Below are 22,543 nucleotides of genomic sequence, written 5' to 3'. Positions count from 1 at the left end.
CAGGCTTCGCCTGAGCTTTAACTCGCCCCACCGATCGCTCCTGGCGTCAGGATGAGCGTCAGGAGAATGAGGGCGATGCCGATATATCCCCAGGCACCCATGCCCTGCCAGGCGATCTTCAGGCTGCTGGCGTCGGATCGCGCCGATCGGGCCAGCCGCATCGCGTAGATCATCGTGCCGGTGACGGCCATCGCCGTCAGCAGTGCGCCGAACAGGAACCAGAGGACTTTGGTCCACAGGCCGCCGAAGGTGCCGAAATGCAGCGGATCGGCCATTTCGGAAATGCGCTGATGCGCGCTCAACGTGCGTCCATCCAGCTGCGCGACGACGCGCGACGTTGCCGGATCGACGACCACTGCATTGGCGCGATCGCGCACCAACCAGGCGGAGGACTGGCCGAGGAAGATGACGCCATTGTCGGGTGTGAAGCGGATTTCCCGAATATCGAGCGCAGGATCGGCGCGGCGCGCGACGGCGACCAGCCGGTCCAGCGCGGCCCCGGTCGGCATCGCACCGGCCGCCACTTGCGGCAATTTGGGCACCTTGGCGTTCCCGCCCAATGTCTCGACCAGATACCAGAGGCCGGTCAGCGTGATCAGCGCCACGAACCACAGGCTCCACAAGCCCATCAGGCGATGTAAGTCGCCCGTTATCCGCCGCCTGTCCCCACCGCGCGGCGCGCGAAAGAAGCCGCGCCACCATTTCTTGTAGGTGACGATGCCCGACACCAAAGAGGCCGCCAGCAACAGGGCGAGCGAACAGACGATCGGTATGCCTATCTTCGTCGGCAGCATCAGGTGGCGATGGGCCTGCCGCAGGAAGCGGTGGACATTGGCCCAGCCATGCCGGCCTGTAACCTCCGCCGTCCACGGATCGACATAGACCCGCTCCGGCGCCCCCTTGCCGCGACTGACCCAGGCCTCGACCGCGAACCAGGGGTCGATCGGCGCATAAAGGGTCTGGAGCCGGGCATCGGGCGCAGCGCGGGCCGCCGCCTGCGCCAACGCCCCCCAGGATGCGACCGGTTCCGACCGGGGCGATACCCGCATGGCGGGCGTCGCCAGCCAGTCGATTTCATGCGCGAACACGGCAAAAGTGCCCGTCGCCAGGATGAAGGTCAGGAAGATCGACAGTTTGAGGCCGATCCAGCTATGCACCACCCACCAAAGCGACCGACCCTTTTTCACGCGCGCCTGATCCATGGTCAGAATTGAAAGCGCAGTTCGGCCAGGAATGTCCGCGGCTCGCCGGGGAAATGCCCGCTCTGCGCCGAAAAGCCCGATGCCGCATAGACCTTGTCGAACATATTATCGACGCGCAGCATCAGTTCGGCAAAGCCAAGCCCCTTGGTGATCGATGCGTCGAAGATCGTATAGGGTTTCACGGTCTGCCCCGACAGGCTGATGCGCTTCGACACATGTTCGCCGCCGACGGCAAAGGCGGCGTCGATCGTCGGCACCTGATAGCGGGTCCAGAAGCCGACCTTATGCTTGGGCGCATTGGCGAAGCGATTGCCGACGGCGTTGGTGATCGCCTGACCCGCGATCGTGCCGGTGATCTTCGTGTCGTTATAGCCATAATTGACCAGCGCGACCCAATTGGCGGTAATGTCGGTCGACAGGTCGATCTCAAACCCCTTGCTTGTCACTTCGCCGATCGGGCGTAGCTGGTCCTGGCCGTTGACGGGCGGCAGGCTGGTATCGGCCTGGAGGATATTCTTGCGGACGATGCGATAGGCGGCCAGATTGGCCTGGAGCCTGCCGTCGAACAGGTCGGTCTTGATGCCGCCTTCGAACTGGTCGCCGGTGACAGGGGCGAAGGGGCCACCAACATCGCCATTCTGGCTGGCGGCCGTCTGCGGCTCGAAACTTTGCGACCAGCTCAGATAGAGGGAGACATCCTTGCGCGGCTTGTAGATCGCGCCGGTGCGGAAGGTGATGTCGTCATCCTCGTAAGAAGCAGCGTTGACCACGCGATCCTCGAACTTGTCGTAGCGCACACCACCGACCAGCATGAAAGCCTCGCTCAGGCTGATCTGGTCCTGCAGATAAGCGCCCTGACGCTTCGTGCGCGTATCGGTCACGGTGAAGGGTAGCTTAGCGGCCCGCGCCACGTCGCGCGCGCTGTTGGTGTAGACGGGATTGCTGAGGCTGAGTGGCGTCACGCCTGCGTCTGTCCGCAGGATGCGCGAATGGAGCACGCTCGTCTCATCATACCAGTCCGCGCCGGTCTGGAACTTATGCTCCATGCCAAGCAGATCGACCCGCGTCGTCAGATTGGCGGAAAAGGACAGGCCATCGACATTGCGGATCTGGTCGCGAAACTCGCGCGCGACCAGATCGTCGCTACCCGCCACCAACCCGCGCGGCTCATGATATTGCTGCGTCTCGGTCGCCTTGAAATAGCGCACCCCCGCGTCGAACGTGACCCGCTCCCCGATCGCGGTCGCATAACGCGCCTGATAGGCCTGCGATTTAAGGTGAAGAAAATCGGTGGGTTCGTTGGCATTCCAGCGAATGTCGGTGCGGAAAGTGCCGTCATCCCTAGTCAATATGCCGCGCAGGCGGTTGGCCTGGAGGTCATTGTCGTAGACCGTCGCCTGCAACGTCAGCTTGCCGCCCTCATTGGTCTTGATCGCCAGGCCACCATCACCGATCAGCGACACATTCTTGGTATTGCGCCGATAGGGGTTCGTCGCCTCGTAAAAGCCGCCTATGCGGTAGGTGACGATCCCGTCCTTGTCGATTGGGCCGGTCGCTTCGGCGGATATGCCGCGACGATCATAATTGCCCGCCGTCGCCACCAGGCGCATGGCGCTGGTATCGCCGGGCACCTTCGACACATAGTTGATGATGCCGCCGGGCGAGCCCGGACCAAAGAAAAGCCCCGCCGGTCCCTTCAACACTTCCACCCGTTCGATATTGAAAAGCTGGGGCACGGAAAAACCGATGAACGGATTGCCGCGCATCCCGTCGTAGAAGGACTGGTCCTGGCGAAAGCCGCGGAAGGTGACGCCTGCATAGCTAAAGAAGCTGACACCCGAAATATTGCGATAGATGTCGGTCGCGTCGCGCGCGCCTTGATCGGCAAACAGATCCTTGTTGATCACCTGCAAGGCCTGCGGAATGTCGAGCGGGTCTTCGGCGCTTTTGCCGACGGTCGTAGTTTCGGTGCGGTAGAGGCGCTGCGCGCGGCCCGTCACGATGATCTGATCGCTATCGGCCATGGCTGCATCGGGTGCCGCCGCAGGAACCTCCTGCGCAGAAGCCACCGACGCCCAAGCCGACAGGGAAACAGACGCAAACAGCGCCGCGCGGAAAATGGACAAGACAAACCCCCATATCGTTCATCGCTAATGATAGTGATTCGCGATAGGGAGTTTAAAGGGTCAGGGCAAGCCGCCACTTCTCAATTTATGATCTTAACCCAACCGGAACAGCGCGCTCGCATGCGGCCTTAGCGAGATGGCGACATGTTTGGCGACCGGCGCGAGGTCGCGGCGCGCCCACAGATCGCGCAGCGTCATGGGCTGCCTCACGCCGATCGTTTCGAGGGGGATGGAAACGTCCCGCGTCTTGGTCCCAAGGTTGAACAGCGCAAGATAGCGCGCCTTCCCGTCCTCGGACGCCGCCGACCAGACCCGCAATCCGTCTTCCAGGAAGTGCGGGCGGTTGTCCTGGCTTGCCTGGTTGACCGCCAGCACTTCGGGGTTGGTCAGCAGCGCCAGCGTGGCCGCATCGAGGTGGCGCAGGTCGCCGCCCATGATCAACGGCGATCGGGTGATCGACCATAAAGTCATCAATGTCTGCTGTTCGTCGGGCGTGAACCGCGACACCCGCTCGCCCAAGGCGATGCGGCCGAGCGGCAGCATGTCCGCATCGGGCCAGGCGCCGGGACCACGAAACGGGGTCCAATTCTCCAGCCGCGTGAACTGCGCTTCCAATTGCGCCCATTCGTCCCAGAAATCATCGGAAATGCGCCACATCTGCGCATGACGGCGGACATGGTCGCCGCGCAACAGCGGTGTCTCGCCGGGGGACAGGCTCAGGATCATCGGCCGCCCGCAGCGGGCAATGGCCGTCGCCGCCGCTTCGATCTCCGGCGCGCGGCTGTCATAGGGACGGCTCATATCGTCCATTTTGATGAAATCGACACCCCATGAAGCGTAGAGTTTGAACAGCCCGTCATAATAGGCCTGCGCGCCGGGCTTCGTCATGTCCACGCCATACATGTCCGGGTTCCACGCGCAGATGGAAGTCGTGTCGGCAATATCCTGCGCGCGGACATTCGTACCCAGGATCGGCAGGTTCAGCTTCACCGCATGGCGCGAAATGCCGCGCATGACATGAATGCCAAATTGCAGCCCCATCGCATGGACCTTGGCGGCAATCGGCGCGAAGCCCGCACCACCCTTGGCCGATGGAAAGCGATTGGGCGCGGGCACCAGCCGCCCATAGGCGTCCAGCGCCGGAACCGGGTTGGCATTATAGGTGTAGCTGCTCGCTTCCGGCTCATACCACTGAATGTCGATCGTGAAGACATTATAGCCCGATGGCAGCAAGGCGTCCCGCATGATCGCAGCGGTCTCCAGCGCCTGATCCTCGGTGATGGTGCCCGCAAAACTGTTCCAGCTGTTCCAACCCATGGGCGGGCGCGGGGCGAGGGGGGAGGCAGGCGGCGGCAGACTGGGTGAGGATGCGGGGGCATTGGCCACCGCCTTTTGCGCAACGCCCGCAAGCGATGCGGCGGTCGCGGCGAACATGGTCCGGCGGGAGATATCCATAATGATGCTGTCCTCTGCCCAATAGAGTTTTGCTCTATTTGTCAGACTAATTGCCGCCCCGCAACCGGGGACGGAAAGGGACAAGGCTGCAATGAAAGACCGCTCTATCGGTCCGGGTCGCTTGCCTGCCAGCACACACGCACAGGCGCATCCCCCGGCCGCCACGGAGGGACGCGCATCATGATCGCGCCGAACAGGTACGACGTCAGATAGCTGGACAGCCAGTTTTGAAGGTTGGGCAGCGGCTGCATGGCAAACCAGGTTGGATCGACAGCGGCGAATTGCCGCACGAACGGGATGATCGCGGCATCGGCGAACCCGCGGGCCGGGCCGCATAGATAAATCGACCCTGCCAACCGTTGTTCGATCTCCAGCAGAAAGGCCAAGCCGCTTGCGCGATGCGTTTCGGCGTGCGTGCCATGACGGTCGGGATATTTGTAGAGATCCAGATCATGTTTGAACGCGCCATCATTGGCCGCCACGAGCGCGGGATCGTTGCGGCTCAGCCAGTCCTCTGGATCATGCTGCGTCAAAGCCCATCGCATGATGTCGATGCTCTGGTCGATGACGGTGCCATTGGGCAAGACCAGCACAGGGACGGTCCCCTTGGGCGAAGCGGCCAACATCGCGTCGGGCTTGGCCGACAGCTTCACCTCGCGCAATTCGACCTCCAGGCCACTCACCGCCAGCGCCAGCCGCGCCCGCATCGCATAAGGACAGCGGCGAAAACTGTAGAGGATCGGTGCTGGCACGCTGCGGTCACTCATGTTGGAGCCAAGGATAGGCACGGCATCACCCCTTCCAATATAGGATTTCATCTGATCTATCCTGATAGATGGACCAGCCCGCCAAAGCACGTCCGATGCACGCCATGGCCACGCATAGCCTGTGTCGCGCCACTGTCGCGTTTTCGTCGCGTCACTGTGACCCAATAGTGGCTTCAGCCTTACCTGGGCGGTACGTCGTCGGGACTATTGACGCACCATTGGGCCTTTTCACCCGACGACATCGTGAACTTCGCGCTGTGACCCATGTGTCGCTACACCGGCGGTGCCTCAGCCGCAGTGAACAGCGCGACCGCCTGTTCCAGCCGGGCGACGGCGCGGGTTTCCAGGTCCGGGGTGAAGCGGGGCAGGGGGATGGCGACGGCGAACGCGCCGACCGCGACCCCATCGACCACCGCCGCCATGCCCAGACCGCAAATGCCCGGCGTATATTCCTCGCGCGTGCGCCCCACGCCCGACGCGCGGATCGCCGCCAACTCGGTGCGCAACGCCTGTTCGTCGGTCACGCTTTGCGGCGTGAACGGCTCCAGTGGCACCTGCGCGAAATAGGCATCGATCTCGTCGTCGCCCAGACTCGCCAGCAACGCCTTGCCCGCCGCCAGGCTGTGCATCGGGATGCGCGTGCCCACGCTGATCGAATAGCGCAGCGACTGTTCCGCCGTCTCGGTGACGATCGCCACCAATTGCCAGCCGTCGCGCACGAAGAAGGAGGCGGTTTCGTTGGTCTGCGTCCGCAGCGATTTGACCAGCGGCCGCACCTTGTCCGCCAGCGACAGGGCGACCCGTGGCGACCCCAGCCGTGCCAGCGCCGGGCCGGGCAGGTAGCGCCGCCCCTCCCGCGCCAGATAATGCCGCTCCACCAATGTCGCGAGCAGATAGGACAGGCTGCTCACCGGAATGGCGAGGCCCGCCGCAATCTCCTGCGCCACCACACCGGCCGGGCGCGCCACGACATATTCGATGATGTCGATGGTCCGCATCGCCGATTTGACGGTGGATGGCGTGGTGGCATTCATGATGGGCGCCCTCCGTTAAAAGGTCAGGCTACCGCGCCGTTCGGCAAAGCGCCATCCCGCCGCGGTCAGGACGAAACGGTCGTGGAACGATCCGACCTTGGGCGCGCCTTCGCCGGTGAACAGCAGCATCGCGCTTTCGCCGACGGCTTGCGTCGGGCTGGTCACGTCGATCACGACGTTGGAACAGACATGCCGCGTCGTCCGCGCCGGTCGGGCGAGGAAGGCGGCGAGGATCGCCGCGCGCCCCCGCGTCCAGTCGTCCGGCGCGGTCGGGCGCGCCATCCGTCCGTCTTCGGCATAGAGATCGGCCACGCCCTGCCAGTCGGCCGCGTCGTTGAGATTGGCGTAGCGAGCAATCAGCCTGGCGCAATCCGCCTCGATCGCGCGGCGCTCCTCTTCGCTCACAGCCGCGCGTCCGCCAGGTCCGCACCGGCACGGAGCGAACGCAGCTTCTTCCACGTCACCGCCGGGTCGATCTTGCCATATCCGGCAAAGGTGCCAAACCCGCAATCGGTGCTGGCGATGACCCGATCCTTGCCGACGATCCCGGCAAAGCGCTCGATCCGCTGGGCGATCAGTTCGGGATGTTCGACATAGTTGGAGCAGGTATCGATCAGGCCGGGGGCCAGGATCTTGTGATCCGGGATGGTCGCGTCGCGCCATACCGCCCATTCATGTTCGTGGCACGGATTGGCGGCTTCGAACAGGACGGTGGCCGGGCGCGCGGGCAGGATGATGTCGATGACTTTTTCCAGCGGAATGTCATGGTCATGCGGGCCTTCATAATTGCCCCAGCAAATATGCATCCGCATCCGTTCGGGCGGAATATTGGCGGTGGCGGCGTTGAGCGCATCGACATTGGCGGACGCGATCTTGAGGAACTCCTCGTCGCTGGCATCCTGATAGCCGGTGTGGCGCGACATCGCCAGATCGGGGCAATCGAGTTGCAGGTCGAAGCCCGCCGCCACGATCGTTTCATATTCCTCGCGCATCGCATCGACCAGATCGGCCAGATAGGCTTCGTGGCTGGGATAATGGCGGTTGACCTGGAAGGCGGTGATCAAGCCGGGCGAAGCCGCATTCATGAAGGCGCGCACGCCCTCGCCATGGGGCGCGAGCGCCGTTTTGAACCGGCGGATATCGTCATGCAGCGGCTCCAACGTCACCAGTCGCACCGGGCCGATGCAGGAGGCGCGGGTAAATTCCTGGGAACCCATGATCCCAGCCAGCTTCTGCCGCAATTCGGGCAGCGGGGCGAGGTCGGCGGCGGGCCTGCGGTCGATATGGCCGCCAAAGCCGGTCAGCCGCTCGATCATATAGGTGGAATAGCCGACCTTGCCCAATTCGCCGTCGCTGACGATGGTGACGCCGGCGTCGATCTGGGCGGTTACCGCGTCTGTAACGGCGGCCTGGACTTGCGTGTCAAAGGCGTGCGCGTCATAGGGTTCACCCTTGTCGCGGGCCAGCAACAGTGGGGTCAGGGCGTCGCCGCGCGGCAGGCTGCCGACATGGGTCGTGGCTATGGGCATGAAAATCCTCCTCCAGTTGAAGGACATTCTGCCACAAATTCATGGATGTGGATATATCGCAAACATGAAAATACGCACCGGGGCGAACCCCGGTGCGTTGCACGGCGATCGGACCATTCAGCCCTCGGTCGGTGCCTTCGCCTTGGTCAGGTCATAGGCGCCCAGACCCGGCTTGTAGCTCTTTTCGTCGATGAACTGGCGGATGCCTTCCTTGCGGCCTTCGCTCTTGTCATGGAAATTGGCCGCTTCCTGCATACGGACCAGATAATCCTCCGCCTCGTCATAGGTCATGGTGCTGACCCGGCGCACCGCATCCTTGGCGAATTTGAGCGCGACCGGGTTCTTGGCCAGCAGCTTGTTGGCGACCTCGCGGGTGCGCTCCTTGAGCTGGTCGAGCGGCACGCTTTCATTGACCAGCCGCATGGCCGACGCCTGCTTGCCGTCGATCAGGTCGCCGGTCAGCGTCAGCCACATGGCGTCGCGCATCGGCAGCAGGTCGACAACCACCTTGGTCACGCCACCGCCGGGCAGGATGCCCCAGTTGATTTCGGACAGGCCGAACTGCGCTTCATCGGCGCAGATGGCGAGGTCGCAGGCAAAGAGCGGGCCGAAACCGCCGCCAAAGCACCAGCCATTGACCATGGCGATGGTGGGCTTTTGATACCAGCGCAGGCGGCGGAACCAGCCATAGCTTTCGCGCTGCGACTTGCGCACGCCGCGCAGGCCGTCGGCTTCGGTCTCACGGAAATATTCCTTCAGGTCCATGCCCGCCGACCAGGCCGTGCCTTTGCCGCTCAGCACCAGCACGCCGACATCGTCACGAAATTCCAACTCGTCCAGAACCTCCATCATGCGCCGGTTCAGCGTCGGGCTCATCGCATTGCGCTTGGCGGGGCGGGCGAAATTCACCCAGGCGATGCCGTCCTCGACCGCAAAGGAAACGACGTCTTCTTGGTTTTCCATGATCCTGCTCCCGATAGAATGTATGCTTGGGATACAGTAAGCGGGGGGAGAGTTGCAAGTGAATAATGCAGTGCCCCTTTCCGCACACGCCAAGGCGGATGATCTCTGGCGATCGAATATGCTAGGTCGCGCTGCATGAGCAGGACAGACGCACAGGCCAAGGGTGAAGAAACGGACGGCGCGGGCACGCGGCGGCGGCAGATATTGGCGATCGCCGCGCAACTCTTCGCGCGCAAGGGCTATCGCGGCACGTCGATGCGCGACATCGGCGAGGCGGCTGGCGTGCTGGGCGGCTCACTCTACCACCATATCAAATCGAAGGACGCGCTGTTCGTCGAGCTGCATCACGCCGCGCTGGACGGTGCCGAGGCGCGGATCGCAGCGGCCGTAGCGGCGCAGGACGATCCTTGGGCACAGCTGGAAGCGGCCTGTGGCGCGCTGCTGGAAGTCCAGCTCGATCCCGATTCGCTGACCATGCCGATGATGAATGATTTTCGCGAAGTGCCCGACGCCGTGCGCGTGGCGCTGGTCGAACGGCGCGACCGGTTCGAACAATTGTTCCGCGCTATCGTCGCCGCGCTGCCGCTACCGGCTAAGATCGACCGGTCGCTCTATCGCAACCTGCTGCTGTCGCAGCTCAACAGCGTGGCGGACTGGTATCGGCCGGGGCGGCTGAGCCCAAGCGACATCGCCGCGCAGATCGCCCGGATCTACCGCCATGACTGACGCTGGACGTTATTTCGTGGCGCTCTTGAGATATGCGATGAGATTGTCACGATCGGCAGCCTGCGGCACACCGGCAAAGGCCATACGATTGCCCGGAACGACGGCGCTGGGCTTGGCGAGGAAGGCATCCAACGTCTTGGCATCCCACCGTATCTTCGCCTTTTGCATGGCGGGCGAGTAAGTGAAGCCTGCCGACGTACCCGATGTCCGCCCAAACAGGCCGTTGAGCGCCGGACCCATTTTCTTGGGGCCAGGCTTTACGTCATGACAGAGCGCGCAACGGGCAAATACCACCTTGCCCTTTACGGCATCGCCTGCCTGCGCGAGGGCCGCTACAGGCGTGACTGCCGCAACGGCAAGCAAAGATCCGGCAAAAATACGCGCTATCGTCATTTTCTGGTCTCTGTCCCTTACCCGGATTCGCAGGCTGCATGCCCAGCGTTATCGAACATGCAGCCTGAACGGTAGTGGAAGATTGACGCAGAGCGTAGGTGAATGAATAGGCTTAGCGCGTGAGCGCGCCGTGCGTCCCGATCCAGCGCACGAAGGCGTCGAACCAGCCGGTGCTGGTCGTGTCCTTCTGATACATGCCAAAGCCATGGCCACCGCGTTCGTAGAGATGGAATTCGGCCGGACGCTTGGCGGCGCGCCAGTCGTCGATCAGCGCGATGCCGCCATTGGCAAAGAACGGGTCGTCGGCGGCCAGGGCCACGAACAACGGCGGCGCGTCGGCCGGGACGTTCATGGAGGATAGCGGGCCATAGATATTGCCGATGAAGGCAGGCTTGGCATCCTGGCCCGCAAGCGCCGTCGCCATGGTCAGCATGGCACCGGCCGAAAAGCCGACCATGCCGATCCGATCGGCATCGACGCCCCATTCGGCCTTGCGCTGACGGATCAGCGCGAAGGCCGCGCGGGCATCGGCGATCTGGGGCGAGAGGTCGCCGAAATTGGGCTCGGGGGCTGGACGGGGTGGTCGAGCGGTAGTGGAAAACATCTCCTGCATCGACTTTTCAAAGGCCGGCATGTCCGCTGGCGTCTGGCGCAGGCGATATTTCAGGACGAAAGCGGCAACGCCGCGATCAGCCAGCGCCTTGGCGACATCCCAGCCTTCATTGTTCATCGACAGGGTTCGAAATCCGCCGCCTGGCGCCACGACGATGGCCGCGCCGGTCGCCTTGGCAGGATCGGGCAGGAAGGGTGTGAGGGTTGCGACCGTGACGTTGCGGGCGAACAGGCTGCCATATTGGCTGTGCCAGGATTCCTTGGCCGTCGCACCGGGGAGGGCAGGCGTTCCCAGTTCAATGGCGGTCGGCTGCGCGGGGATGGCGATCGGCACCATCTTGTCGTCCTGAGCCTGGGCCGCGATCGGCGCTGTGACGAGCCAGGTGGCTGCTCCGATCATTGTGGCGAAACCAAATATGCGTTTCATCTGCATCTCTCCTTTGCCTTTTATCTGTTTAGCTGTCCCCAATCGCCGCCTGTCATTTTGGCAGGTCGACCTTCTCGCGGATGGTGTAGCCGACGGTCTGGACCGGGCTGCCGGTGCCCGGCTGTCCGCCGCCGATGCTCAATTGATAGTCGCCGGGGATGAGCGCGCGCACGCCGTCTCGCGTCACGAAGCTCAAGTCGCGGGGCGACAGGGTGAAGGCGACTTCCTTCCCTTCGCCCGGCTTGAGCGATACGCGCGCAAAGCCACGCAGAGCCGTGCGGGGTGCGCCATCGAAGCCGGGGGGCGTCACGTAAAGCTGGACGACATCATCGCCCGCCCGTGCGCCGCTGTTGGTGACGACCGTCCGCACGGTCAGGCCGTCCTTGGCAATGGTGTCGGTCGCGCCCAGCGTGAGCGCTGCATAGCTGAACTGCGTGTAGCTGAGCCCATGGCCGAACGGATAGACGGGTGTACCCTTGAAATAGCGATAGGTGCGTCCGTCCATGCTATAGTCGGTAAAGGGCGGAAGATCATCGACGCTCTTGTAGAAAGTGACGGGCAGGCGTCCGGCCGGATTGGTCTTTCCCGACAGGACATTGGCGACCGCCAACCCGCCCGACTGGCCGGGATACCAGGCCTCGACGATGGCCGAGGCATGATCCTTGGCCCAGGATAGATCGACCGCGCTGCCGTTCATGACAACCACGACCAGCGGTTTACCCAGCGCCTTGGCCTTTTCCAGAAAGGCGCGCTGATCGCTGGGCAGGTCGAGCGATGTCTTGTCGCCGCCGATAAAGCCCTTGATCTTGACCGGCATTTCCTCGCCCTCGATATCGGACGTCAGGCCGACGACGGCGACGATCACATCGGCATCCTTCGCGCCGTCCGCCAGGTCGCGATCGACATTGTCGGAAATGCGCTTCCAGAAGATGGTGGGGCTGGGCGCAATGCTGCTCTCCCCCTGGAGACGGATGGCATAGCGCTGGCCCTTGGTCATGCGAACATCGGTCAGATCGAGCGGTTCGGCCCAGCGGGAATAGTCTTCGGCGCTGACCACCGCTTTGCCGTTGAGCGAGACGGTGCCTTTGACACCGGTCAGCGCGACGCGATACAGCCCCGTTTCCGGCGCGACCAGATAGCCGATCCAGACGACCTTATAGCGTTTCGACACCTGCTGGAATTCACTCGCGCGGGAAACGAGGCTTGTTTCTACGCGGGTCAGCACGGGCTTGGCTTCGAAGCCGTCATCCCCGCTGGCATTGAAATATTCGGCGCGCAGACCGGGCTTGCCGTCCGGGGTCAACAGCGCGGTGCCGGGAACCGGATCGCCATCGGTAATGGAGGGGCCAAAGGGGACGAGGGTGAGCGCGGAGCCGGGCATCGCCTGCCGAATGCCATCGGCCACCGAGATGGGCGGAGCGCTGCGGGGCGAGGAATAATTGCCGCGCAAAACGCGGGTTGCGTCGGCCAGCGGCCCGGTCAATGCAATCTTGGTTCCGGCCTTCAGCGGCAGGATGCCGTCATTCTTGAGCAGGACCAGGCTCTTTTCTGCCGAGGTCAGGGCAAGCGCCTGATGTTCCGCCGTCCCAATCCGACTGACCGGCATGGCATTGGGCTTGCGGCTCGACAGGCCAGGGAGGTCGCCATTGCGATAGCGCGCGGAAAACAGCCGGACGAGCGCGGTGTCGATATCGCTCATGCCGATATAGCCGCGCGCGAGCGAGGCTTTGTAGCGATCGCCCAGACCTGTCTGGCCATTGAGCGTCGCATTATTGCATTCGCTATCGACACCCTGGCGCAGCGCGAACGCGACACCGGTTGCGGCGTCGGGCGCAAATTTATGGTTGTCATATATGTCAACGACGGCGTCGCAATCGGACACGACATAGCCGGTAAAGCCCCATGCATCGCGCAGATAATCCTGCAACAACATAGGACTCCCGCAGGCGGGTTGGCCATCGACTCGGTTATAGGCGCACATGATCGACCCGGCCTTGCCCTCGACGATGGCGGCGCGGAAGGCGGGCAGGTAGCTGTCCTCCAGATCGCGCTTGGTTGCGAAGATATTGTCGGTGTGGCGGCTTGGTTCCGGCCCGCTATGGACAGCGAAATGCTTGGGTGTGGCGACGATGTCAGGCAGATCGGGATTGTCGCCCTGCATCCCCTGAATGAAGGCCACGCCGATCCGGGCCGTCAGGAACGGGTCTTCGCCATAGGTCTCCTGGCCGCGGCCCCATCGGGGATCGCGGAAGAGATTGATGTTGGGCGACCAGGTGTTGAGGCCCGTGCCGATCTTGCCGAGATGGCCGGTCTGGCGACCAAGGGTGTGGAGCGCCTGCACCTCCGTACTGATGGTGGCCGCAACCGTCTTGATCAGCGGCGCATCGAATGTCGCGGCAAGGCCGATGGGTTCCGGGAAATTGGTGGTCGGAACCGCGCCGATCGCGCCATGCAGCGATTCTGTCCACCAGTTATAGGCCGGGATTTTGAGCCGGGGGATGGCCGGTGCCACGTTGAGGAGCTGTTCGACTTTTTCATCCAGCGTCAATTGATCGACGATGGCCTGCGCCTTGGCATCCGCCTCTTTCCAACTGTCATTGGCAAGCGCAACGCTATGCACAGTCAAGCCGGCCAGGATCATCGCGCCCGCAGCACAGCGTAGCAAAGATGCCTTCATCCTCATGTCTCCCTGAATGCGTCGTTGCGACGTCGGTCTTGTCGAAAAGGGCCGCGTGGCCCTTGGGCATTGTCGTCGCTCATGGCGTCGGCGCACAAGCAGCGGCCGAGGAAGCGATGGCTTCCCCGGCCGGTGTAGTGTCACTGGGCAGCGCTCTTCGTCGCTGCGCCGCTCAGGATCGGGTTGATCGTGCGGATGCTGCCATCGTCATTATGATGGAGTTCGGTAACCTTGACGTTGCGCAGGCGGGTTTGGCCCGACAATTGTGTGTCGGCATAGAAAAGCCACCAGCGGCCATCCCATTCGGCGATCGAATGATGGGTGGTCCAGCCTTCCACCGGTTCAAGGATGCGGCCCTTATAGGTGAAGGGACCATAGGGCGAGTCGCCTACGGCATAGACCAGATAATGGGTGTCGCCGGTCGAATAGCTGAAATAATATTTGCCGTTAAATTTGTGCATCCATGATGCTTCGAAGAAACGGCGATCATGGTCGCCGCCCAGCAGGGGCTTGCCCTGTTCATCGACGATCTGCAACGGCCGGGGCGTTTCGGCGAATTCCAGCATGTCGCCGGTCATCTTGGCCACGCGGGGCAGTAGCGCGGGCTTGTCATCCTGCTCCAGGTCGGTCTTCGACCCGTTCGGATCATATTTGCCGTTGGCATAACGCTGCAACTGGCCGCCCCAGATGCCGCCGAAATACATATAGCTTGCGCCATCATCATCGGTAAAGACGGCGGGATCGATCGAATAGCTACCCTTGATCGGCTGTGGTTGCGCCTTGAACGGACCCATCGGATCCTTCGACGTTGCAACGCCGATGCGGAACACGCCTTCCTTATCCTTGGCCGGGAAGTAGAGATAATAAGTGCCATTCTTGCGCGCGGCGTCGGGTGCCCACATCTGGCGATCCGCCCACGGCACATCCTTGACGTCTAGCGCTACCGGTCCGACCGTTACCGGCCCGCCGATCTTGTCCATCGACAGTATGCGATAGTCGCGCATCTCGAAATGGCTGCCAAGATCATCCTCGGCGGTTGGTCCGTCGATATCGTGGCTGGGGTAAACATAGATTTTGCCATCCCAGACATGGGCAGACGGGTCGGCGGTATAGATGTCCTTGACCAGCGGCTGGGACAGATATTTCGAAGCGTCTGCGGCATTGGCGGCTGGCGCCTGCGCATTGTCCGCGCTCTGCTGGCACCCGGCGGTCAACAGGGCCATCGCCAAGGGCAGGGTTCCGAGCAATATCCGTCGCGTCCGGGGCATCAGTCTCTCCTTCATGTTTCGATCATGAATAGCGCTATCATAAGCGCATGGCAATCAGCCTATTGGATATTGTGCCCATCTATAATCGCTGCGATATAAGGCGTGAGAATTGCGGCCCGGATGATGGTAGCGCAATCAAGGGAGAGAGACATGAAGCGTTTACGAGCCTCCTGCGTCGGGATTGCGCTGCTGCTGAGCAGCACGGCGGCAATAGCACAGACGCCGAGCGAACCCGCCCTGCAGTTAAACGAAAAGGGCTATTTCGAAGGCCCGGCGGTCAATGTTCTGGCCTTTTCTAACTGGTATGACGGCCTGTTTGCGGATGCAAAGATCAGCGGTATCGAAATCATCCAGCAGGGTATGCGCAGCGCGACCAATGGCGACGTGCGTTTGTCGGCGACGCCCGGACAATGGGATGCGATCGGTGCGCTGGTGGATCGCAAGGTGGATGCCAAGGCCGGGGTCATTGAAACGACGCTGCGCTATGCCGCCCATGACTGGCAATACGTCATTCGCGCCGAGCGGCGCGGGGGCGCGGTTGAACTGAGCATCATTCTCGACAAGCCGGTGCCGCAGGCCTTGGCGGGCAAGGCCGGGTTCAACCTGGAACTGCTGCCGTCGGCCTATTTCCATCATGCCTATCTGGCGGACGAGCGTACCGGCACCTTCCCGATCTATCCTGCAAGCGCCATGGAGCGGACAGCGGAGCGCAATGCGGCCAGCGGGCGGAGCGAAGGGCCGGGTGCGGAACCGTTGCCGATGGCCAGCGGTCGCCGCTTCGTCCTGGCACCGGAAGACCCCGCGCGCCGGATCAGCGTGAGCAGCGATCAGCCGATCGAGCTCTATGATGGACGCAATCAGGCGCAAAATGGCTGGTTCGTGTTGCGATCGATTCTGCCTGCAAACAAGACCGGTACGGTGCTGCAGTGGACGGTGAAGCCGCAGGCCGACCCCGATTGGCTGCGCACGCCCGTCATCGCACATTCGCAGCTCGGCTATGCGCCCGATGGCCCCAAGATCGCCACGGTGGAACTGGATCGCAACGACAAGCGGCGGCCACCGCTCAAATTGCTGCGCCTGGACGCCAACGGCGCGGCGGTGCCGGTGGCGACTGGCCTGCTGAAGCCTTGGGGCGACTATCTACGTTATCATTATCTGCAACTCGATTTCAGCGCGGTTAAGCAACCGGGGCTCTACATGCTGGAATATGGCGATGTCCGCACCGCGCCGTTTCGGATCGCGCAGGATGTCTATGCCGATGCCTGGCACCCGACCAACGATGTCTATTTCCCGGTCGCGATGGACCATATGTCGGTCAATGAAGCCTATCGCAGTTGGCATGGCGATTCCCATCGCGATGATGCGCGTCAGGCACCGCTGAACCATGAGCATATCGACCTGTACCGGCAGGGACCAACGACCGATACGCGCTTCAAGCCGGGCGAGCATATTCCGGGCCTCAATGTCGGTGGCTGGTATGATGCCGGCGATTTCGATATCCGTACCCAATCCCAATATCAGGTGGTGCGCTCGCTTGCCGATGCGGCGGAGCGGTATCGGCTGGATCGCGATACGGTAAGCGTCGATCAGGCGCGGCGGCATGTGGAAATGCATGTGCCCGACGGAAAGCCCGACATGGCGCAACAGGTGGCGCATGGCACCCTGCAATTGCTGGCCCAATTCGAAGCTGTCGGTCACGCCATTCATGGCATCGTGGAGCCCGATGTCGCCCAATATACGCATTTGGGCGATGCGGTGAACAAGACCGATGGGTTGCCCTATGACCCGGCCTTGAAACCGGGTGAGGTTCGCAATGGTCGGAGCGGAACGCCTGACGATCGCTGGGCCTTCACGAGCAAGTCATCGGCGCTTAACTATGGATCGATCGCCGGGCTGGCGGCCGCCGTGCGGGTGTTGCGCGGGCAGGATGATGCGCTGGCGCAGCGCGCGTTGGCAACCGCCGAGCGGGTCTGGCAGCAGGAACAGGGGCAGGCTCCGGATATGTTCAGCCACGGCAACACCACAGGCGGGCCGCTTGATGCGGAGATGTTCGCGGCGGCGGTGGAATTACTGCGCACAACCCGCAGGCCAGTCTATGCCGCCAAGGTGCAGGCGCTCTGGCCCGCCATCGAAAAGGGTTTTGGCATCAACGCGCAGACGGCTGTCGCGGCGATTCCCTACATGCCCGCTTCCTATCGCACCAAGATGATCCCGGCGGTGCGCCGTTGGCAGGCGCAGAGCGTGGAGATGGCACGCGCCAATCCCTTCGCCGTCCCGATTACCACTGGCGGCTGGGCTGGATCGGGAACGGTGCTTGGCTATGCGCTGACGGCCGAGGCTTTGCATCGGGTCTTCCCTGATATTGTCGGGCGGGACGCGCTATTTCATGGCATGGCGTTTCTGACTGGTCACCATCCCGCGTCCGATATTTCCTTCGTGTCGGGTGTCGGCACGGTGTCGAAGGAAGTCGCCTATGGCAATAATCGGGCTGATTTTTCCTTCATCGCAGGCGGCGTCGTGCCCGGCATATTGGTGATCAAGCCGGACTTCCCCGAAAATCACGAAGATTGGCCCTATTTCTGGGGCCAGAATGAATATGTCATTCCTGAAGGCGCAGCGTGGATCGAACTGGCCAATGCGGCCAATCATCTCAGCAAGGGGACGCAGTAAGCGGTAACGGTTGCCGCCGGTCAGACCGGCGGCAGTCCGTGCGCGACGATCTTGTTGATCAGATCCCGGTGGCGGGGTAGCCCGGCGCATAATTTGTCGGTCAGCGCGGCATTTTCACGGCGGGCGCGATCGGCCAGGCGATGATCCCGGCTGAGCGAGGCGGGATCGACTTCGGTATGATAGCCCATGCCGTACAGGACATATTGATAGCTGGCGGCCGGGAAGACTTCCTCCACGCGGTCGAACTCGTCGTGGAACCAGGGGGACTGGTAGCGCCAGAGCAGCAGCAATTCCTTCAAGCGATCCGGGATGGTTTCATCGCGCACATTGTCGCGCCAGAAATCGCTGTCGGTGCGCTTTGTCAGCACATAATGGAGCTTGAGGAAGTCGATGATGCGGCCCCAGCGATAGTGGGTCGTCGCGTTGAAGCGCGAGGAGATGATGTCCATCACCTCGCGACAGGCGGGCATTTGTTCGGCAATGATCTTGGCCGACAATTCGATCAGCACGATCGCGGAGGCTTCGAGCGGTTCGAGGAAACCGGCGGCCAGGCCCACGGCCACGCAATTGCCTTTCCAGAAGGTTTCGCGATGGCCGGACCGGATCTTGATCTTGCGGGCGTTCAGCCCATCGGCCGCCGGGCCGATATAGGCGCGCAGTTCGCGTTCGGCCTCTTCGTCCGAAATATGGCTGCTGGAAAAGACATGGCCGACGCCACGGCGCGTCTGGATGCCTATGTCCCAAATCCAGCCTGATGTTTGCGCTGTCGAGATGGTGTGGGATGCCATCGGACTGTCCGGCTGCTCATAGGGCACTTGCATGGCCAATGCCGTATCGCAGAACAGGACGTCGTTGCAGTCCTTGAACGGCACATTCATCGCGCCTTCGATCAACAGCGCCTTGAAGCCGGTGCAATCGACGAACAGGTCGCCTTCGATCTCGCCTGCTTGCGCGGTCTGGATCGCGCGGATATCGCCATTCTCGTGCATCAGCACCTGTTCGACATCCGCTAGGACGTGCCGCACCCCGAGCGTTTCACAGCAATGGCGCTGGATGAAGGGCGCGAATTTGCCCGCGTCCAGATGATAGGCATAATTGGCGAGGGCATCATATTCAGCCGTCGCAATCGTCTTCGGGGCCAGGCCGTCGTCGCAGATGCGCCCCTGCGCGCTGACGCTGTCGCAAAAACTTTCGCCCTGATTGCTTGCCAGCCAATGCGGGGCAAGGTTCACCTGCCCGAAATTCTGCGGGAGCATCAGGGGATGATAATAGCCATCATCGACCGCGCCGGTGGTCCAGCGGTCGAAGCGTGCGCCCTGTTTGAACGCGGCGTCGCATTCGCGGAAGAAATCGGATTCCGACACGCCCATGCGCGATAGGGTGGTGCGGAGCGTTGGCCATGTTCCCTCTCCCACGCCGATGATCGGGGTGTTGGGGGATTCGACCAAAGTGACGCTGAAACCCTGGCCAATGCGGGTGCGATGGCGGGCCGCGATGATGCCAGCGGTCAACCAGCCGGCTGTCCCGCCGCCGACGATCACGATGTTGCGGACAGGATGAACCATAAGAGAGAAATCACCATTAAAAAGGAGGGGATGTCAATCGACATCCCCTCCAGGGCGAGAACCGTTAGAAGCGGTAGCGTGCGCCCGCCGTGAAACGGCGGCCATAAGCGTACACATCAAGCAACTGGTTGGAGAAGCGGCCATGGGTGCTGACCGTTTCGTTGGTGATGTTGAGCGCTTCGCCGAACAGGCTGAACCGTTCGGTCAGCTGGTAGCTGGTGCTCAAATCGATCTGCAGGCTGGAATTGACGAAGGTCGGTTCCGCGCCAAAGGCCGAGTTGTTCTGGGCCTGACCAAAGACCTGCAGATATTTGTCGCGCCAGTTGACGGCGGTACGGAATTGGAAGCCGTTCTTGTCGTAGAAGGCCACCAGGTTGGCCGAGTTGGCAAGCCCGGTCACGGCAAAGCCGCTCTGCGACAGATTGGTTTCGTCATAGGGCTTGTTGGTTTCGACGAAGGTAGCATTGGCGTTGAAGCCAAAACCGCTGTCACCGAAGACATGCTGCCATGCCAGTTCGACACCCTTGATCGTGGCCGACGGTCCATTGACCCGTTGCGACACGGTAAAGACCGCAGGCGCACCAGTGGTCGGATCAACGACGCCGTTGATCGTCTGCCGCTGGGTACCTGCAACCACGAAGTTCGTCACATCCTTGAGGAAGAAATTGACGGAGGCGTAGGAATTGCGCTGGTAATACCATTCCATCGCGAGGTCGAAGTTATCGGCCAAATAGGGCTTCAGGTTGGGGTTGCCGCCCGTCGCCGTCAGTGCGCCGACGCGCTGGCCGACGCCGACGTTAAGAACTGGCGTAAGCGTATTCAGCGCCGGGCGTGTCAACGTACGCGAAGCGTCGAAACGCAGGTGCAGGCTGTCTGTTAGTTCCAGCTTCATGTCGAGGCTCGGCAGGAAGTAGGAATAACTGCTCTTCGTGGAGATAGGCTGAGATTCACCGAAGCCTACCGTGAGCAAAGTTGGATCAGCCGTGCTGCCTGTGATTGAGGTTGGCAATCGCCCAATGCCAGCCGATACGAGCTTTGTGATTTCTTCGCGCGCGCCTGCATTGAAGTAGAAGGGCATACCCGCGACATCGGCTTCGAAATTCACCCGAACATAGGCCGACCAGGTCTTCTCGCGCACATTCTGAACGCTGCCTGGGTCCAACAACAGATCAAACATACCGCGATAATTGAGCAGGCCGTTGTTAGGGTCGTTTGGACCGGGATAGTTAAAGCCCGGCACATTCTGCGCATATGGATTGCCGAGGCCTTCCAGAATACGCTGATATTCCTTAGCGTCGTATTTCAGCAAGCCGGGTGGCAGGACGCCGGAGAATCCAGGAATGAAATTATTGGTACCGATCACGCCCTGGATCAGGCTGGCGGGCATCAGGACACCACTGCCTTGGCCGGACGGACCGCCGTAGCCAGCATAAGCCTGCCAGAAGTTATTGGTGAAGGTGCTGCTGTTCTGGAGCGTGAATTGATCCTCCATATAGCGGCCACCGAACTTGATGGTCAGATTATCCTGTTCCCAGGTTGCGCCGAGGCGGAATTGCTTGATCTCGTCGCTGTTGACCTGCTGCTGCCGCACGGTGACGTGCGAGCCGATAATGGTCTGGTCCAGCCAACGCGAGGCATCGCCATTGGGACCATAGGCCGTCAGTTCCGGGAAAGCCTTGCTGCTGTTACCGGATACACGAATGCCATTGGCGGTGCCCAGCGCGCCACCATAGCCGATATCGCCATTTTCGCTGCTTATTTCACCATCGGGGTTCTGACGGCTCTTCGAATAGCTGGCATCCGCCTCGATCTTGAGGTTGGACGTGGCGTCCCACACCATGTTCAAACCGATTTGGTTGGTTTCAAGCACGCGAGTATCCGTGCCAGCGGTGAAATCGGTTGGCGATCCCTGCTGCACGAAGTCGATTGTCGTGCCGTTTTCATCCTGTTGGACATCGCGCATAGAGCCCTGGTTGAACCAGACGCCGAAACCGGCAATGTCGGTGACAATCTTCTGTCGCGAATAATTGTCGTCCAGCGTCAGGACAATGTCGTCGGACGGTGCCCATTGCAGGGCGATGCGGCCGTCGATACGCTCATCCTTGGTATAACGCTGGTCGGCGCCATATTGCTGGCCATACCAGCCGACGACGCTCTTGCGGTCACTCGGCGCTGCGTCGACAGCATCGGATGGCGCACAGGTTGCCGCATTGCTGCCTGCCAACTGGCATGGCGCGAAAAGGCCGCCCTGCCAACCGGATACATAGACGCGGTTCACCTGTGTATCGCGACGGGTGTAGATGCCGTCGATCAGGATGCCGAGCGTGTCATCGGCAAAGGTCTTGCTGAACAGGGCACCGACGGTCGGCACCACCTTGCCAGCATCGTCCTGGATCGAACCAGCGGCGCTGAACGCGACGCGCGTGCCGGGGCTGTCGAACGGCTTGGGGTAGGAGATGTTGACGGTCGCACCGATCGAGCTGCTCGACAGCGATACGTCAGGCGTCTTGAGCACGGCGAGCTGGCCGACGAAATCGGCACCGACCGAGGAGAAGTCGACCGAACGGCCACCGGTCGCGGTGGAGATGCGGCGACCATCGATCAGCGTTTCGTTGAAGTCGCCGCCGAAGCCGCGCACGGTGATGCCATCGGGCTCGCCGCGCGAACCGGACCGGTTGATCGACACGCCCGGAAGGCGCTGCAGCGATGCCGCAACGTTGGAATCCGGGAACTTGCCGATATCTTCCGCCGAAATGACGTCGACGACACCAGCCGAGTTACGCTTGATGTCGAGATTGCGTTGCAGCGACCCACGGATGCCGGTGACGACGATGTCCGCTTCGCTGGCAGGGTTCGTGATGGTGGCCTGTTCGGCCACTTGCGCAACGGCCGGAAAGGCGATTGCCAAGGCCAAGCCGCTGGCTGTCGCCGCCAGGCTCTTGCGGCTGCGCTTCGCCAAACGAGCGCGATCGAAATCTGTCTTCATGATCCTCCCCTTACTCCCACTTCTTCTCGCCCGAACGTCGCGACACTATTGTCACGCACGATCACAGTTTCAGGCTTTGGGGGGGAGGGGCCGTCGCACGAACGGATTTGATCCTCACCCAAGCCTTTTCTTTTCTAGGCGTA

16 protein-coding genes are annotated in these 22,543 nt (G+C 62.0%); 2 read left to right on the top strand and 14 right to left on the bottom strand.

The features are described 5' to 3' along the window. Positions 1-17: 17 nt before the first annotated feature. From SxD43FB_RS16625 to SxD43FB_RS16590, 8 genes are all read right to left on the bottom strand, one after another. Positions 18-1,187 carry a PepSY-associated TM helix domain-containing protein gene (locus SxD43FB_RS16625; RefSeq protein ID WP_255245769.1) on the bottom strand — a complete coding sequence of 390 codons (1,170 nt, stop codon included), beginning with the start codon at positions 1,185-1,187 and terminating at the stop codon, positions 18-20. Positions 1,188-1,204: 17 nt separating this feature from the next. After that, on the bottom strand, positions 1,205-3,328 hold the full coding sequence (locus SxD43FB_RS16620) for a TonB-dependent receptor (RefSeq protein WP_176482818.1): 2,124 nt from the start codon (positions 3,326-3,328) through the stop codon (positions 1,205-1,207). Between the two features lie 93 nt (positions 3,329-3,421). Continuing rightward, positions 3,422-4,783 (bottom strand): glycoside hydrolase family 27 protein, encoded by a 1,362-nt coding sequence (locus tag SxD43FB_RS16615; protein WP_176482817.1) that lies wholly within the window; start codon positions 4,781-4,783, stop codon positions 3,422-3,424. Between the two features lie 104 nt (positions 4,784-4,887). Continuing rightward, a complete protein-coding gene (locus SxD43FB_RS16610; protein ID WP_096063167.1) occupies positions 4,888-5,550 on the bottom strand; it encodes a glutathione S-transferase in 663 nt (220 codons plus the stop codon). 272 nt (positions 5,551-5,822) lie between these two features. After that, entirely contained in the window at positions 5,823-6,584 is a 762-nt protein-coding gene (locus tag SxD43FB_RS16605) for an IclR family transcriptional regulator (protein WP_096063146.1), read from the bottom strand. A gap of 15 nt (positions 6,585-6,599) precedes the next feature. Next, a complete protein-coding gene (locus tag SxD43FB_RS16600) occupies positions 6,600-6,989 on the bottom strand; it encodes a nuclear transport factor 2 family protein (protein ID WP_176482816.1) in 390 nt (129 codons plus the stop codon). Continuing rightward, entirely contained in the window at positions 6,986-8,113 is a 1,128-nt protein-coding gene (locus tag SxD43FB_RS16595; RefSeq protein ID WP_096063144.1) for a cobalamin-independent methionine synthase II family protein, read from the bottom strand. The genes SxD43FB_RS16600 and SxD43FB_RS16595 overlap by 4 nt, the downstream gene beginning before the upstream one ends. A gap of 117 nt (positions 8,114-8,230) precedes the next feature. Then, entirely contained in the window at positions 8,231-9,076 is an 846-nt protein-coding gene (locus SxD43FB_RS16590; protein ID WP_096063143.1) for a p-hydroxycinnamoyl CoA hydratase/lyase, read from the bottom strand. A 135-nt stretch (positions 9,077-9,211) separates the two neighbouring features. Here SxD43FB_RS16590 and SxD43FB_RS16585 point away from each other — a divergent pair, with 135 nt between their 5' ends. After that, positions 9,212-9,802 carry a TetR/AcrR family transcriptional regulator gene (locus SxD43FB_RS16585; protein WP_096063142.1) on the top strand — a complete coding sequence of 197 codons (591 nt, stop codon included), beginning with the start codon at positions 9,212-9,214 and terminating at the stop codon, positions 9,800-9,802. 9 nt (positions 9,803-9,811) lie between these two features. Here SxD43FB_RS16585 and SxD43FB_RS16580 read toward each other — a convergent pair whose 3' ends face one another. The 4 genes from SxD43FB_RS16580 to SxD43FB_RS16565 form a co-directional block, all read right to left on the bottom strand. Further along, a complete protein-coding gene (locus SxD43FB_RS16580; protein ID WP_096063141.1) occupies positions 9,812-10,195 on the bottom strand; it encodes a cytochrome c family protein in 384 nt (127 codons plus the stop codon). A gap of 112 nt (positions 10,196-10,307) precedes the next feature. After that, on the bottom strand, positions 10,308-11,207 hold the full coding sequence (locus SxD43FB_RS16575) for an alpha/beta hydrolase (protein ID WP_255245773.1): 900 nt from the start codon (positions 11,205-11,207) through the stop codon (positions 10,308-10,310). A 79-nt stretch (positions 11,208-11,286) separates the two neighbouring features. Then, the gene (locus SxD43FB_RS16570) at positions 11,287-13,911 is read right to left on the bottom strand and encodes a glycoside hydrolase family 3 C-terminal domain-containing protein (protein ID WP_096063140.1); all 2,625 of its coding nucleotides are present in this window, start codon (positions 13,909-13,911) and stop codon (positions 11,287-11,289) included. 140 nt (positions 13,912-14,051) lie between these two features. Next, a complete protein-coding gene (locus SxD43FB_RS16565) occupies positions 14,052-15,179 on the bottom strand; it encodes a glycoside hydrolase family 43 protein (RefSeq protein ID WP_096063139.1) in 1,128 nt (375 codons plus the stop codon). A gap of 150 nt (positions 15,180-15,329) precedes the next feature. Here SxD43FB_RS16565 and SxD43FB_RS16560 point away from each other — a divergent pair, with 150 nt between their 5' ends. Then, complete coding sequence (locus SxD43FB_RS16560; RefSeq protein WP_096063138.1) at positions 15,330-17,849, top strand: glycoside hydrolase family 9 protein; 2,520 nt, start codon at positions 15,330-15,332, stop codon at positions 17,847-17,849. 20 nt (positions 17,850-17,869) lie between these two features. On the opposite strand, the gene SxD43FB_RS16555 is transcribed toward SxD43FB_RS16560, so the two are convergent. Then, entirely contained in the window at positions 17,870-19,414 is a 1,545-nt protein-coding gene (locus SxD43FB_RS16555; RefSeq protein ID WP_096063137.1) for a tryptophan halogenase family protein, read from the bottom strand. Between the two features lie 64 nt (positions 19,415-19,478). After that, the gene (locus SxD43FB_RS16550; RefSeq protein WP_096063136.1) at positions 19,479-22,400 is read right to left on the bottom strand and encodes a TonB-dependent receptor; all 2,922 of its coding nucleotides are present in this window, start codon (positions 22,398-22,400) and stop codon (positions 19,479-19,481) included. Positions 22,401-22,543 lie beyond the last annotated feature (143 nt).

This window comes from Sphingobium sp. D43FB, assembly GCF_002312805.1.
Taxonomy (GTDB): Bacteria; Pseudomonadota; Alphaproteobacteria; order Sphingomonadales; family Sphingomonadaceae; genus Sphingobium.
Note: the sequence above shows the minus strand (reverse complement) of the source record. Positions and strands in the feature narration are given on the sequence as shown.